Source organism: Micromonospora sp. I033, from assembly GCF_053890995.1.
This window is the reverse complement of record NZ_JBSSLX010000164.1, coordinates 1-13,281: the sequence shown is the minus strand read 5'-3', so window position 1 is coordinate 13,281 and position 13,281 is coordinate 1. Positions and strand designations below refer to the sequence as shown.

Here is a 13,281-nt window from a genome sequence, read left to right as displayed (position 1 = left end):
ATTCGTCGGCAGCGTCACATGTCTATAAGAGACAGCCTCGACCCGCTCGCGCCGCCGGCACGGTGGCGGCTGCGGCGGCGCGAGCGGGTCGAGGTGCGGCAGGACGACGAGCTGATCAACCGGATTGTCACCGGCGCCGACCCGATCCGCCGCCGGGCCGCCCGCCCGGTCCCGGCGGAGGGCCCGGTGCCCGGGGACGGCGACCGGCTCACCCCGGCCCCGGGAAGCCGGCCGGAGACGGTGGCCGAGAGCCAGCCCGGCCAGCCGGGCGCGTCCGTCCCGAGCCGGCCGGCGGGGCAGCGCGGCGGCACCGGTTCCGCCGGCCTCGACGACCTGGCCGGGGACCCGGGCGAGATCACCATGTACTACCAGCCGCAGATCGCCATCGCGACCGGCGAGGTGGTCGGGGTCGAGGCGCTGCTGCGCTGGCGGCACCCGCGCCGGGGCATGGTCGACCCCGGGGAGCTGATCCAGGTCGCCGAACAGAGCGCGGTGATGCGGCTGCTCACCCGGCGGGTGGTGGACGACGTGGTGGAGCAGGTCGCCAAGTGGTCGGCGGCCGGCGTCACGCTGCGCGCCGCGCTCAACGTCAGCGTCCGCGACCTGCACACCGGCGAGATCGCCGACCAGATCGCCGACCGGCTGGCCCGGTACGGCGTCCCGCCGGACCGGCTCCAGGTCGAGATCACCGAGGGCGCGCTGATGGCCGACCCGCGCCGGGTGCTGGCCAGCATCAGCCAGCTGCACCGGATCGGGGTCGGCATCGCGCTGGACGACTTCGGCACCGGCTACTCGTCGTTGCAGCACCTGCGCCGGTTGCCGCTGTCCGAGGTGAAGGTGGACCGGTCGTTCGTGCTCGGGATGGCCGACGACCCCGACGACGCGGCGATCGTCCGGTCGATGATCGAGCTGGCCGGGGCCCTCGGCCTGCGGGTGGTGGCCGAGGGGGTCGAGGACGAGCGCACCTGGCGGCTGCTGCACGCGGCCGGCTGCGACGTGGCGCAGGGCTGGTTCCACGCCCGGCCGATGCCGGCCGAGGAGCTGGTGACCTGGCTGTCCCGGTACCGCCCGGTCCACCCCGCCGTGGCGGTGGAGGGGGACGGGCCGCGCCGCCCGGCCCGCTGACCGGCGTCCCGGCGGGCGGGCACCGGGAGTCGGAGGCGTCGGCCCCACCGGAGGGCAATAGACTCGCTCCGGTCACCGCGCGTCATCGTCACCGGCGAGCGCGTGGCCGGCACACCGCAGACGCAGCAGGACAGCCACGAAGGGGGCACCCGATGGCCGCCATCTCCCGCGAGGAGGTCGCGCACCTCGCGCGACTGTCGCGGCTCGCCGTCACCGAGGAGGAGTTGGACACCTTCGCCGGCCAGCTGGACGTGATCCTCCAGTCGGTCGCCCAGGTCGGCGAGGTCGCCGCGGCGGACATCCCGCCGACGTCCCACTCGGTGCCGCTGACCAACGTCCTCCGCGAGGACGTGGTGACGCCGTGCCTGACCCCGCAGGAGGCGCTGTCGGGTGCGCCCGACGCCGAGGAGCAGCGGTTCCGCGTCCCGCGGATCCTGGACGAGGATGTGGCTTCATGACTGACCTGACCCGGCTCTCCGCCGCCGAGATCGCCGGCCTGGTGGCGACGGGCGAGACCTCCGCCGTGGAGGTCACGCAGGCCCACCTGGACCGGATCACCGCCGTCGACGAGCAGGTCCACGCCTTCCTGCACGTCGACACCGAGGGCGCGCTGGCCGCCGCCCGGAGCGTGGACGAGCGCCGGGCCGCCGGCGAGGACCTGGGCCCCCTGGCGGGCGTGCCGGTCGCCGTGAAGGACGTGCTCACCACGAAGGGCGTGCCGACCACCGTCGGCTCGAAGATCCTGGAGGGCTGGCGCCCGCCGTACGACTCGACAATCGTCGAGCGGCTGCGCGCCGCCGGCACGGTGATGCTCGGCAAGACCAACATGGACGAGTTCGCCATGGGCTCCTCCACCGAATACTCGGCGTACGGCCCGACCCGCAACCCGTGGGACCTGGAGCGCATCCCGGGCGGCTCGGGCGGCGGCAGCGCCGCGGCGCTGGCCGCGTACGAGGCCCCGCTGTCGATCGGCTCGGACACCGGCGGCTCGATCCGCCAGCCCGGCGCGGTCACCGGCACCGTCGGGGCGAAGCCCACCTACGGCGGCACCTCCCGCTACGGCCTGGTGGCGTTCTCCTCCTCGCTGGACACCCCGGGCCCGTGCGCGCGCAACGTGCTGGACGCCGCGCTGCTGCACCAGGTGATCGGCGGCCACGACCCGCGCGACTCCACCTCCATCCCGGCCCCGGTGCCGGACGTGGTGGGCGCCGCGAAGCTGGGCGCGACCGGCGACCTGACCGGGGTGAAGCTCGGCGTGGTCACCGAGTTCACCGGCGAGGGCGCCGAGCCCGGCGTGATGGCGGCGTTCCGCGAGTCGGTCGAGGCACTCGCGAAGCTCGGCGCCGAGATCGTCGAGGTCTCCTGCCCGCACTTCAAGTACGCGCTGCCGGCCTACTACCTGATCGCCCCGAGCGAGTGCTCCTCCAACCTGGCCCGGTTCGACGGCGTCCGGTTCGGCCTGCGGGTCGGCGACGACGGCAACCGGTCCCTCGAAGAGGTCATGTCGCTGACCCGCGAGGCCGGCTTCGGCCCCGAGGTCAAGCGGCGCATCATGATCGGCACCTACGCGCTCTCGTCCGGCTACTACGACGCCTACTACGGGCAGGCGCAGAAGGTCCGCACCCTGATCACGCGGGACTTCACCGCCGCCTTCGAGCGGGTGGACGCGCTCATCTCGCCGACCACCCCGTTCGTGGCCTTCCCGATCGGGGCGCGCACCAGCGACCCCTACCAGATGTACCTGGCCGACCTGTTCACGATCCCGACCAACCTGTACGGCGGACCGGGCATCTCGGTCCCGTGCGGCCTCTCCGAGGGCCTTCCGGTCGGTTTCCAGATCATGGCCCCGACCATGGCCGACGACCGGATGTACCGGGTCGCCGCCGCGCTGGAGGCCACGGTCGGCACGTTCACCCCACCGGCACTGTGAGGCAGGAGCACCGATGACGACGACACTGCCCGCGTACGACGAGGTCGTCGCGCGCTACGAACCGGTGATCGGCCTGGAGACCCACGTCGAGCTGGGCACGAACACCAAGATGTGGTGCGGCTGCCCGACCGACTTCGGCGGCGAGCCGAACACCCGGGTCTGCCCGGTCTGCCTGGGCCTGCCCGGCTCGCTGCCGGTGGCCAACAAGGCGGCCATCGAGGCGACCATCCGGATCGGCCTCGCGCTGAACTGCTCCATCGCCGAGTGGTGCCGGTTCGCCCGGAAGAACTACTTCTACCCGGACATGCCGAAGAACTTCCAGATCAGCCAGTACGACGAGCCGCTGTGCGTCGACGGCTACCTGGACGTCGAGGTCAACGGCGAGACCGTGCGGATCGGCATCGAGCGGGTGCACCTGGAGGAGGACACCGGCAAGACGCTGCACGTCGGCGGCGCCACCGGCCGGATCCACGGCGCCACCGAGTCGCTTGTCGACTACAACCGGGCCGGCATCCCCCTCGTGGAGATCGTCACCAAGCCGGTCCCCGGCATCGGCGCGCTCGCCCCCGAGGTGGCCCGGGCGTACGTCACCGAGCTGCGCGACGTGATCCGCTCGCTGGGCGTCTCCGACGTCCGGATGGAGGAGGGCTCGCTGCGCTGCGACGTCAACACCTCGCTGAACAAGCCCGGCGAGGAGTGGGGCACCCGCACCGAGACCAAGAACGTCAACTCGCTGCGCTCGGTCGAGCGGGCGGTCCGCTCGGAGATGCTGCGCCAGGCGTCGGTGCTCGACGCGGGCGGCACCATCACCCAGGAGACCCGGCACTTCCACGAGGACACCGGGGACACCACTCCCGGCCGGTCCAAGGAGACCGCCACCGACTACCGGTACTTCCCGGAGCCGGACCTGGTCCCGCTCGCGCCGGACCCCGCCTGGGTGGCCGAGCTGAAGGCCGCCCTGCCGGAGCTGCCGCGGCTGCGCCGCAAGCGGATCCAGCAGGACTGGGGCCTGTCCGACCTGGACATGCAGTCGGTGGTCAACGCCGGCGCGGTCGAGCTGATCGAGCGGACCGTGGCCGCCGGCGCCACCCCGGCCGCCGCCCGCAAGTGGTGGCTGGGTGAGCTGTCCCGGCGGGCCAACGAGACCGGCGTCGAGCTCTCCGACGTCGGGGCCACCCCGGAGCAGGTCGCCGAGCTGCAGGGCCTGGTGGACGCCGGCCGGCTCAACGACAAGCTGGCTCGCATCGTGCTGGAGGGCGTGGTCGGCGGCGAGGGTTCGCCCACCGAGATCATGACCAACCGCAACCTCGAGGTGGTCTCCGACACCGGCGCGCTCACCGCCGCCGTGGACGAGGCCATCGCCGCCAACCCCGACGTCGCCGACAAGATCCGCAGCGGCAAGGTCGCGGCGGCCGGCGCGCTGGTCGGCGCGGTCATGAAGACCACCCGCGGCCAGGCCGACGCCAAGACCGTCCGCGAGCTGATCCTGGCCCGCCTCGGCGTCCAGGGCTGAGCCGCGAGGAAGGGCCCCTTCGCGACGAAGGGGCCCTTCCTGTCAGCCAACCCCTCGGTGGGCGTCAACGGCGACGCCCGGATGGAGTCACCGTGAACCAGCACGACCTCGACGTCCTCGACGAGATCCAGCGGCGGGTGCTCTGGCTCGCCACCCGCATCGTGGACGCGGCCAACCACGACCGGGACACCGGCGACGGGGTGAAGGTCGGCGGCCACCAGGCGTCCAGCGCCTCGCTGGTCACCGCCATGACCGCGCTCTGGTTCGCCCACCTGGACGCCGAGGACCGGGTCGCGGTCAAGCCGCACGCCTCGCCGGTCTTCCACGCCGTCCAGTACCTGCTCGGCAACCTGGACCGGTCCTACCTGCCGAAGCTGCGGGCGCGCGGCGGGCTCCAGTCGTACCCGTCCCGGACCAAGGACCCGGACGGGGTGGACTTCTCCACCGGCTCGGTCGGCCTGGGCGCCGCCGCGCCGCTGTTCGCCGCGGTCACCCGCCGCTACGTCGACGCGCACTTCGGCGAGCGGCCGCACTCCCGGTTCATCGCCCTCATCGGCGACGCCGAACTGGACGAGGGCAACATCTGGGAGGCCGTCGCCGACCCGGCCACCACCGGGCTGGGCAACGTGATGTGGCTTGTCGACTTCAACCGCCAGTCGCTGGACCGGGTCGTCCCCGGGGTGCGGATCAACCAGTGGCGCGGCCAGTTCGAGGCCGCCGGCTGGCACGTGGTCGAGGTCAAGTACGGCCGCAAGCTCGCCGAGGCGTACCAGCGGCCGGGCGGGTCGGCGCTGCGCGACTGGATCGACCTGATGCCCAACGAGCAGTACCAGTCGCTGTTCGGGCTAGCCGGGCCGGCGCTGCGCAAGCAGTTCCTGGACGGCGCGCCGGCCGAGGTGGCCGCCTTCGTGGCCGACATCCCCGACGACGAGCTGGGCCCGCTCGTCACCGACCTGGGCGGGCACGACCTCCAGGCGATGCTCGACGCGTACGCCCAGTGCGACGCCGTCACCGACCGGCCCAGCGTGGTCTTCGCCTACACGGTCAAGGGCTGGGGCCTGCCGATCGCCGGCAACCCGCGCAACCACTCGGCGCTGCTCACCACCGAGCAGGTCGACGCGCTGCGCGCCGCGCACGGCCTGACCCGGGACACCGAGTGGGACCGCCTCGACCCGGCGTCCCCGGCCGGCATCCGGGCCGGAGAGCGCCGGGAGGCGCTGTCCCGCGCGCCGCGCGAGCGGTCGCTGGGGGTCACCGTCCCGGAGACCACCAAGGTACGGGTGAACAAGCCCGTCTCCACCCAGGAGGTCTTCGGCCGGGTGCTTGTCGACCTGGCCCGCGACCCGAACGTCGCGCCCTACCTGGTCACCACCGCGCCGGACGTGGCCACCTCCACCAACCTGGCCGGGTTCATCAACAAGACCGGCGTGTTCGCCCCCACCGAGCAGCGCTCCTGGACCGAGGACCGGATGCTGCGCTGGACGGAGACCCCGGCGGGGCAGCACATCGAGCTGGGCATCTCCGAGATGAACCTGTTCCTGCTGCTCGGCCAGCTCGGCCTGTCGTGGGACCTGTCCGGGCAGCCGCTGCTGCCCGTCGGCACGGTCTACGACCCGTTCGTGCTGCGCGGCCTGGACGCCTTCCTCTACGGCACCTACTCCGGTTCGCGGTTCGTGGTGGCCGGGACGCCGTCCGGCATCACCCTCGCCCCGGAGGGCGGCGCCCACCAGTCGACCATCACCGCCTCGGTCGGCCTGGAGCTGCCCGGGGTCACCTTCTGCGAGCCCGCGTACGCCGGCAGCCTCGACTGGCTGCTCTGCGACGCGCTCGGCCAGATCGCCGGGGGAGCGGCGCCGGCCGCCACCGCCGCGCCGGCCGAGGACGGCGCGTACTACTTCCGGCTCAGCACCCGGCCCATCGACCAGGCGCCGTTCGAGGCGGCCCGGGCCCGGATCGGCGACGCGGTGCTGCGCCGGCAGGTGGTGGCGGGCGCGTACCGGCTGGTCGACGCGCACGAGGCGTACCCCCATCTCGCGGACGCCCCGGTCGTGCAGCTCGCCGCCTCCGGCGCGGTGCTGCCGGAGGTCCTGGCGGCCGCCGCCGAGCTGGCGGAGGAGGGCGTCGCGGCGCACGTGGTCGACGTGACGAGCCTGGACCGGCTCTACCGGGCCTGGCAGCGGACCCTGCGCCAGGGCGTGCGGACGGCGACCGTGCCGAGCGTGCCCGGCGCGCTGCGGTCGGCCTTCGCCGACCGGGTGCCGGTGGTCACCGTGCACGACGCCGCCTCGCACGCGATGGCCTGGCTCGGCTCGGCGCTCGGCGCACCGGCCGTGCCGCTCGGGGTGGACGAGTTCGGCCAGTCCGGCAGCGTCGGCGAGCTGTACGAGCTGCACGACCTGCTGCCCGGCAGCATCGTCAACGCCGCGCTGGCCGCCCTCTCGCTGCGCTGAACCCTCAGCCGGTGGGGCTCGGCGACGCGGTCGGGCTGCCGTTCGGGGCGGGCGAGACGGGCCCGCCCCGGGTCGGGGTCGGGGTGACCGGCACCTGGTCGCCCTTCTTCGGGTCCTGGATGATGTGCCGTTCCAGGTTGACCTGCGACTGCCCGGTGCCGCCCACGGTGATGTCGTCGTACGCCTGGAGCAGCTTCTGCTGGTCGAAGTAGAGCACCGACATCGACAGCGGGGTGGGCTTCTCGCCCTCCAGGCCGCGCAGCCCGGCGCCGCCGGTGGAGCCCTCGACGAAGAGCTGGGTGGGCTGCTTGTCCGGCACCTGCGGCAGCTTCGACACCTGCCGGGCGTGGGTGTGCCCGGCCAGCACCAGCGGGCAGGTGCCGGAGAGCGGGCCGGCCGAGGCGGGGTCGTGCACCAGCGCGATGTTCACCGGCTTCGGCGAGCTGGTGACCGTCGCGGCGAGCTGCTCGCCGGCCCCGATCACCTGGTCGGCGACGACCTTGGTGAGCCCGCTGCCGGCTGGCGAGGTCTCCTTGTCCGGGGTGAACCGGGGGTCGCCGATGCCGGCGATGGTCAGCCCGGCGACCGTCGTGGTGGAGTTGTTCAGCACGATGGCGTTCGGCTGCGCGGCCACCGCGGCGGCCGTCTTCGTCGAGTCGTGGTTGCCGCGGATGTAGACGTACGGCTTCTTGAGCAGGCCGATCGAGCCGACGAAGGACGCCTCCGGCTCGCTGCCCCAGTCGGTGATGTCGCCGGTGTCGATCACCACGTCGATGTTGAACTGCTCCACCACCGTGCGGATCAGTTGCCAGCCGGTCGGGTTGAGGTGCATGTCGGAGACGTGCAGCACCCGGGTGGTGCCGGGCGACGGCTGGACCACCGGCAGCGCGGAGACCGTCGTGTAGAGCTTGCTGACGTTACCGACCAGCCGTTGCAGCTGCTCGGCGTACTTGGTGTAGTCGTTGGCGATCCGCCGCGCGTCGCCGACGATCGCCGGCGCGTTGACCAGCAGCCCCTCGTAGCGCGGCTCCTCGATGGCCTGCGGGCGGATGGTGGCGGCGGCCAGGCCGAGGCTGCCGGCGGTGACCACCAGCGCCAGCCCGCCGGCCCACGCGGTGCGGCGCGTGTCCCGGAAGACCAGCCCGGCCAGCAGCAGGGTGGCCAGCACCGCCGAGGCGACGGTCTTCAGGCCGAGCCGCATCACCCCGGACCGGACGTCCTCGACCGCCGACTGGCTGGCCCGGCTGATGCTCGCCGGGTCGTCGATCAGCGCCTCGGTGCGCCGCTGGTCCAGCGCGCCCAGCTCGACGGTGAGGTACGCCGGCCCGTCGTGGCTGTCCAGCAGCAGCGCGCCCAGCGGTGGGATGTCGACGGTGGTGCCGCCGCTCAGCGACGGGCTGAGGTTGAGCTGCGCGCGGAACGGCCCGATGTCGGTGCCCACGTGCCCGCCCGCGTAGGTGCCGGCCACCACGCCGGCCAGGGTGACCACGAGCAGGGCCAGCACCACGCCGAGCCGGCGCAGCCCCGTGCCGGGGCGCCACCGGCGGCGGGCACGCCCGTCCTCCGGGGCCGTCTCGTCCCCGGTGCTGTGCTGCTCGTTCTCCTGGCCGTCCATGCTGAGATTCTGACCTGCCCGTCGAGGGATCTTGGCAAACCCGCCGGAAGCGGGGTCAGCTTCGCCCGGCGCCGCCGTCGGCGAAGACCAGCCGCAGGATCCGGTCGTCGTCGCCGGCCGGCTTGCCCCGGCCGTCCCGGTTGGAGGTGCTCACCCAGACCGAGCCGTCCGGCGCCACGGCGGCGGCCCGCAGCCGGCCGTACCGGCCGGTGAGCAGCTCGCGCGGCTGGCCGAGGACGGTGCCGTTGCCGGCCAGCTCGACCAGCCAGAGCCGCTGCCCGCGCAGGCAGGCGGTGACCAGCAGCCGCCCCACGGCCGCCAGGCCGGAGCAGGAGGCGTCACCGGTGCGCCACTGCACGATCGGGTTGACGTAGCGCTTGTCGTCGCCGCGTCCCTCGACCTGCGGCCAGCCGTAGTTGCCGCCCTTGTTGATCTGATTGATCTCGTCCCAGGTGTTCTGGCCGAACTCCACGGCGTACAGCCGCTTGTTCGGCGTCCAGGCGAAGCCCTGCACGTTGCGGTGCCCCGTCGACCAGACCGGGGAGCCGGCGGTGGGGTTGCCCGGAGCGGGCTTGCCGTCCCGGGTGATCCGGAGGATCTTGCCGCCGAGGCTCTTCGGGTCCGGCGCGTTCGCGGTGCGCCCGGCGTCGCCGGTGCTGGCGTAGAGGAAGCCGTCCGGGCCGAAGCCCAGCCCGCCGCCGTTGTGGTTGCCGGCCTTGGGGATGCCGGTGAGGATCGGGGTCGGCGGCCGGCCCAGCTCCAGCCGCGCGATCCGGTTGTCCTCGGCGCTCGTGTAGTAGACGAAGACCGTGCGGTCCCGGGCGTACGTCGGGGAGACCGCGATGCCGAGCAGGCCGCCCTCGCCGGCGGCCGCCACGTCCGGCACGGTCTGCACCACCCGGACGGTCATCCCCTCCGGCCCCGACTCCGGGCCGACCTGGAGGATCCGCCCGCTGTCCCGTTCGGTGACCAGCGCGCCGCCGTCGGGCAGGAAGGCGATGCCCCAGGGCACCGCCAGCCCCTTCGCCAGCACCGTGGCGACCACCTGCTGGCCGGCGCCGCCGGGGCTGGCCGAGGTGGACGGCGACGGGAGGTTGGGCGGCTCGCCGGCCGGGTCGGGATCCGGGTCGCCGAAGGCGCAGCCGGCGGTGCCCAGCAGCAGCGTCGCGCAGGACGCCGCCAGCGCCGCCCGGAGGCGGCCGGTGCGGGGGTACGGGGGACGCGGCCTCACCTGGCCCAGCCTAGCCGGGCCCGGTGGCGAACCGGGCCCGACGAACCGCCTCGCGGCTCAACGGGCGCGCAGGGCGAGCAGCGCGACGTCGTCCTCCCGCCGGTGGGCCGCCGCGAGCAGCCGGTCGCAGAGGGTCGCGAGGGGGAGCGTGGCGGTGCCGGCCAGCTGCCCGATCAGCTCGGCCAGCCCCTCGTCGATCGGCTGGTCCCGGCGCTCGACGAGCCCGTCGGTGTGCAGCAGCAGGGTGTCGCCGGGGGCGAGGATCAGCTCGTCACCGGTGCGGCGGGGCGGGCGGGCCAGGCCGAGCAGCGGCCCCCGGGCCGCGTCGAGGACCTCCACCGGTCCGCCGGCGTGCAGCAGCAGCGGCGGCGGGTGCCCCGCGTTGCACCAGGAGACCGTGAGCCCGGACGGGACCGGGCGGACCCGGGCCAGGACGGCGGTGGCGACCGTCGGGACGGGCAGGCCCAGGATCGCCCGGTCGAGGTGGGTCATGATCTCGTCGACCGGGTCGGTCCGCCCGTAGGCGTCGCCGCGGACCAGGTTGCGCAGCTGGCCCATGGTCGCCGCCGCCTCGATGTCGTGCCCCGCGACGTCGCCGATCGCGGCGACCAGGTCGCCGTCGGGCTGGACGAAGGCGTCGTACCAGTCGCCGCCGACCTCCACCCGGTCGGCCGCCGGCAGGTAGCGGGCGGCCAGTTCCACGCCGGGCACCACGGGCAGGGTGGGCAGCATGCTGTGCTGGAGCACCTCGGCGACGTGCCGCTGCTCGCCGTAGAGCCGGCTGTTGCCCACGGCCTGGCGGGCGCGGCGGCCGATGTCCAGCGCGGTGCGCAGGTCGCTCTCGTCGAAGCCGCGCCGGGACGGGCCGTTGACCAGCGTGACGGCGCCGATGGCCCGGACCCCGGCGGCGGTGATCGGCACGCTGAGGTGCGAGCCGAAGCCCAGCCGGTCGGCCAGCGGCACCAGTTCCGGGTGGGTGGTGCCCCGCTCGACGTCGGCCAGGGTGGCGTCGCCACGCATGACCGGCCGCCCGGTCCGCAGCACCGACCGGATGATCGAGTCCGGACCGAGCCCGGTGGTCAGGAGCGCGGCGAACCGGTCGAGGTCGGCGGCCCGGTCCGGGTCGCGGTGCACCCCCGAGACGGTACGCGGCCGGCCCGCCGGGTCGACCAGGGTGATCAGGCACCAGTCGGCGAGCAGCGGCACCATAGCGTGCCCGAGCCGGTCCACCGCCGTGGTCACGTCGAGCGTGCCGCCCAGCAGCTCGCTCATCCCGGCGAGCATGGCGAGGCGGTCGTGCGCCTCCTCGGCGCGGCGGCGGGCCTGCTCGGCGCCCTCCACGGCGATCCGCAGCCGCAGCTCGGAGGAGCAGGCGGCCGCCAGGTCGGCGAGGGTACGCAGCTGCTCGGCGGTCCAGGCCCGCGGCTTGCTGTCGATGGCGCAGAGCGAGCCGAGCACCCGGCCGTCCAGGTCGGTCAGCGGCATCCCGGCGTACGCGACCACCCCGAGGTCCTCGATGGCCAGGTTCCGGCGAACCCGCGGGTAGAGGCGGGCGTCGGGCAGCACCATCGGCACCTCGACGTCGACCACGTGCTGGCAGAACGAGTGGCTCAGCGGGGTCTCCCGCCGGCCCGCCCACGGCTCGGGCAGCCCGGTCGCGCCGGGAAAGAACTGGCGTTCGGCGGTGACCAGCGAGACCAGCGCGACCGGCACGTCGAGCAGGTCGCCGACCAGCCGCGCGAACCGGTCGAACGCCTCGTCGGGCGCCGAGCCGAGCCGGGTCTCCGCGAGGGACCGCAGCCGCCCGGGGTCGGTCAGCGCCGCAATCGGCGCGACCGCACGTCCGGCGCTGTCCTCGCTCATGGCCACCCGTCTTCGACATGCGGGGCGCCGGCCGACGCTCCGCCCTCGGTTATACCTCGCGCGGTCCGTCGGCAACCCCGTCGGCGGCGGTCGTCACGACCCCGGCCCGCCCCGCCGTCCCGGGAGACTATCGTCGGCGGTCGTGAAGGTATGGATTCCGCACCCGGCCGGCCGGCGCCTCATCGGCGAGCTGCCCCAGGGCGTCACCGTGGAGCTGCTGGCGGACCCGGCCCGGATGCCGTCGTCCCCGTCCGACATGCGGTTCTGGGTGCCGCCCTTCCTGGCCGGCCCGGACGCCGGCGCGCTCCTGGCCGAGCTGCCGGACCTCCAGGTGGTGCAGCTCCTCTCCGCCGGGGCGGACGCCTGGGTGGGGCGGATCCCCGACGGCGTGACGCTCTGCGACGCCCGGGGCGTGCACGACTCGGCCACCGCCGAGTGGGTGGTCGCCGCGATCCTCTCCGCGCTGCGCGGGTTCGGCCCGCTGGCCCGCGCCCAGGCCCGCCGCGAGTGGGCGTACGACGAGGTGGCCCCGACCGACGAGCTGGCCGGCAAGCGGGTGCTGATCGTCGGCGCCGGCTCGATCGGCGCGGCCGTCCGGGCCCGGCTCGCCCCGTTCGAGGTGACCTTCACCCTGGTCGCCCGGACGCCGCGCCCGGCCGAGGAGGTGCACGGGGTGGACGAGCTGCCCGCCCTGCTGCCCGAGGCGGACGTGGTGGTGCTGCTGGTGCCGTTGACCGAGCAGACCCGGGGGCTGGTCGACGAGAAGTTCCTGGCCGCGATGCCGGACGGCGCGCTGCTGGTCAACGCCGCCCGGGGCCCGGTGGCCCGGACCTCGGCACTGGTGGCCGAGCTGGCGTCGGGGCGGTTGCGGGCCGCGCTGGACGTGACCGATCCGGAGCCGCTGCCCGCCGACCATCCCCTGTGGGATCTGCCGAACGTGCTGCTCACCCCGCACGTCGCCGGCTCGGTCCGCGGCCTGCTGCCGCGGGCGTACCGGCTGGTGGGGGAGCAGGTACGCCGGTTCGCGGCCGGGGAGCCGCTGACGAACCGGGTGGTCGACGGCTACTGACGGTTCAGCCGGCGGACCCGGGCAGCTCCTGCCCGGTGGCGGAGACCAGCCGGGGCAGGTCCGCGGCGCGGACCGCGGGGAGCACGAGCAGCTCGCCGTCGTCGAGCCGCGCGACCGCCCGTCCGCGCCCGTCACCGGCCAGCTCGGCGACCCGGGTCCAGGGCACCCGCCGCTGCCCGAGGAGGGCCCGCAGCCGCAGCTCGCGGGCATCCGCGTCGGTGCCGGCCCGCCAGGCCCAGAGGCCCAGCGCGAGCGGGAGCAGCAGCACCCAGAGCAGCCACCAGCGCGCGGTGGCCAGCGGCAGCGCGCCGATGAACGCGACGATCGCGGCGACCAGGATCGCCTGGCTGTAGCGGAAACGGACGGTGTCGGCGCGGCTCACCCCCCGATGATCCCACCCGGTTCCGGCCGGGATCCCGGCGGGCGGTCCGCCAGGCCCCCGGGAGGCGAGTGTGATCGGCGTCACGTGCTGTGTCGCGTAACCC

10 protein-coding genes are annotated in these 13,281 nt (G+C 74.5%); 6 read left to right on the top strand and 4 right to left on the bottom strand.

Annotated elements, in window-relative coordinates:
* The 5 genes from ACW0Q9_RS22820 to ACW0Q9_RS22800 all read left to right on the top strand — a co-directional run.
* Positions 1-1,125 (top strand): putative bifunctional diguanylate cyclase/phosphodiesterase (locus ACW0Q9_RS22820; RefSeq protein ID WP_456184496.1); only part of this gene is annotated, 1,125 nt, incomplete at its 5' end.
* Between the two features lie 152 nt (positions 1,126-1,277).
* On the top strand, positions 1,278-1,583 hold the full coding sequence (gatC, locus tag ACW0Q9_RS22815; RefSeq protein WP_091268917.1) for an Asp-tRNA(Asn)/Glu-tRNA(Gln) amidotransferase subunit GatC: 306 nt from the start codon (positions 1,278-1,280) through the stop codon (positions 1,581-1,583).
* Positions 1,580-3,055 (top strand): Asp-tRNA(Asn)/Glu-tRNA(Gln) amidotransferase subunit GatA, encoded by a 1,476-nt coding sequence (gene gatA, locus ACW0Q9_RS22810; protein WP_456184494.1) that lies wholly within the window; start codon positions 1,580-1,582, stop codon positions 3,053-3,055. Before gatC ends, gatA begins: the two co-directional genes overlap by 4 nt.
* 13 nt (positions 3,056-3,068) lie before the next feature.
* Complete coding sequence (gene gatB / locus ACW0Q9_RS22805; protein WP_456184492.1) at positions 3,069-4,568, top strand: Asp-tRNA(Asn)/Glu-tRNA(Gln) amidotransferase subunit GatB; 1,500 nt, start codon at positions 3,069-3,071, stop codon at positions 4,566-4,568.
* Positions 4,569-4,660: 92 nt separating this feature from the next.
* Positions 4,661-7,018 (top strand): transketolase-like TK C-terminal-containing protein, encoded by a 2,358-nt coding sequence (locus tag ACW0Q9_RS22800; RefSeq protein WP_456184490.1) that lies wholly within the window; start codon positions 4,661-4,663, stop codon positions 7,016-7,018.
* A gap of 4 nt (positions 7,019-7,022) precedes the next feature.
* On the opposite strand, the gene ACW0Q9_RS22795 is transcribed toward ACW0Q9_RS22800, so the two are convergent.
* From ACW0Q9_RS22795 to ACW0Q9_RS22785, 3 genes are read right to left on the bottom strand one after another with little or no spacing between them, the layout of a single operon-like run.
* Positions 7,023-8,633, bottom strand: coding sequence for a metallophosphoesterase (locus ACW0Q9_RS22795; RefSeq protein ID WP_456184488.1), 1,611 nt, complete (start codon positions 8,631-8,633; stop codon positions 7,023-7,025).
* A 55-nt stretch (positions 8,634-8,688) separates the two neighbouring features.
* Positions 8,689-9,864 (bottom strand): PQQ-dependent sugar dehydrogenase, encoded by a 1,176-nt coding sequence (locus tag ACW0Q9_RS22790; RefSeq protein WP_456184486.1) that lies wholly within the window; start codon positions 9,862-9,864, stop codon positions 8,689-8,691.
* Positions 9,865-9,921: 57 nt separating this feature from the next.
* Entirely contained in the window at positions 9,922-11,727 is a 1,806-nt protein-coding gene (locus ACW0Q9_RS22785; protein ID WP_456184484.1) for a SpoIIE family protein phosphatase, read from the bottom strand.
* Positions 11,728-11,869: 142 nt separating this feature from the next.
* On the opposite strand from ACW0Q9_RS22785, the gene ACW0Q9_RS22780 reads away from it, so the two are divergent.
* Positions 11,870-12,796 (top strand): 2-hydroxyacid dehydrogenase, encoded by a 927-nt coding sequence (locus tag ACW0Q9_RS22780; RefSeq protein WP_456184482.1) that lies wholly within the window; start codon positions 11,870-11,872, stop codon positions 12,794-12,796.
* Between the two features lie 4 nt (positions 12,797-12,800).
* On the opposite strand, the gene ACW0Q9_RS22775 is transcribed toward ACW0Q9_RS22780, so the two are convergent.
* The gene (locus ACW0Q9_RS22775) at positions 12,801-13,178 is read right to left on the bottom strand and encodes a PH domain-containing protein (protein ID WP_456184480.1); all 378 of its coding nucleotides are present in this window, start codon (positions 13,176-13,178) and stop codon (positions 12,801-12,803) included.
* Between the last annotated feature and the right edge of the window lie 103 nt (positions 13,179-13,281).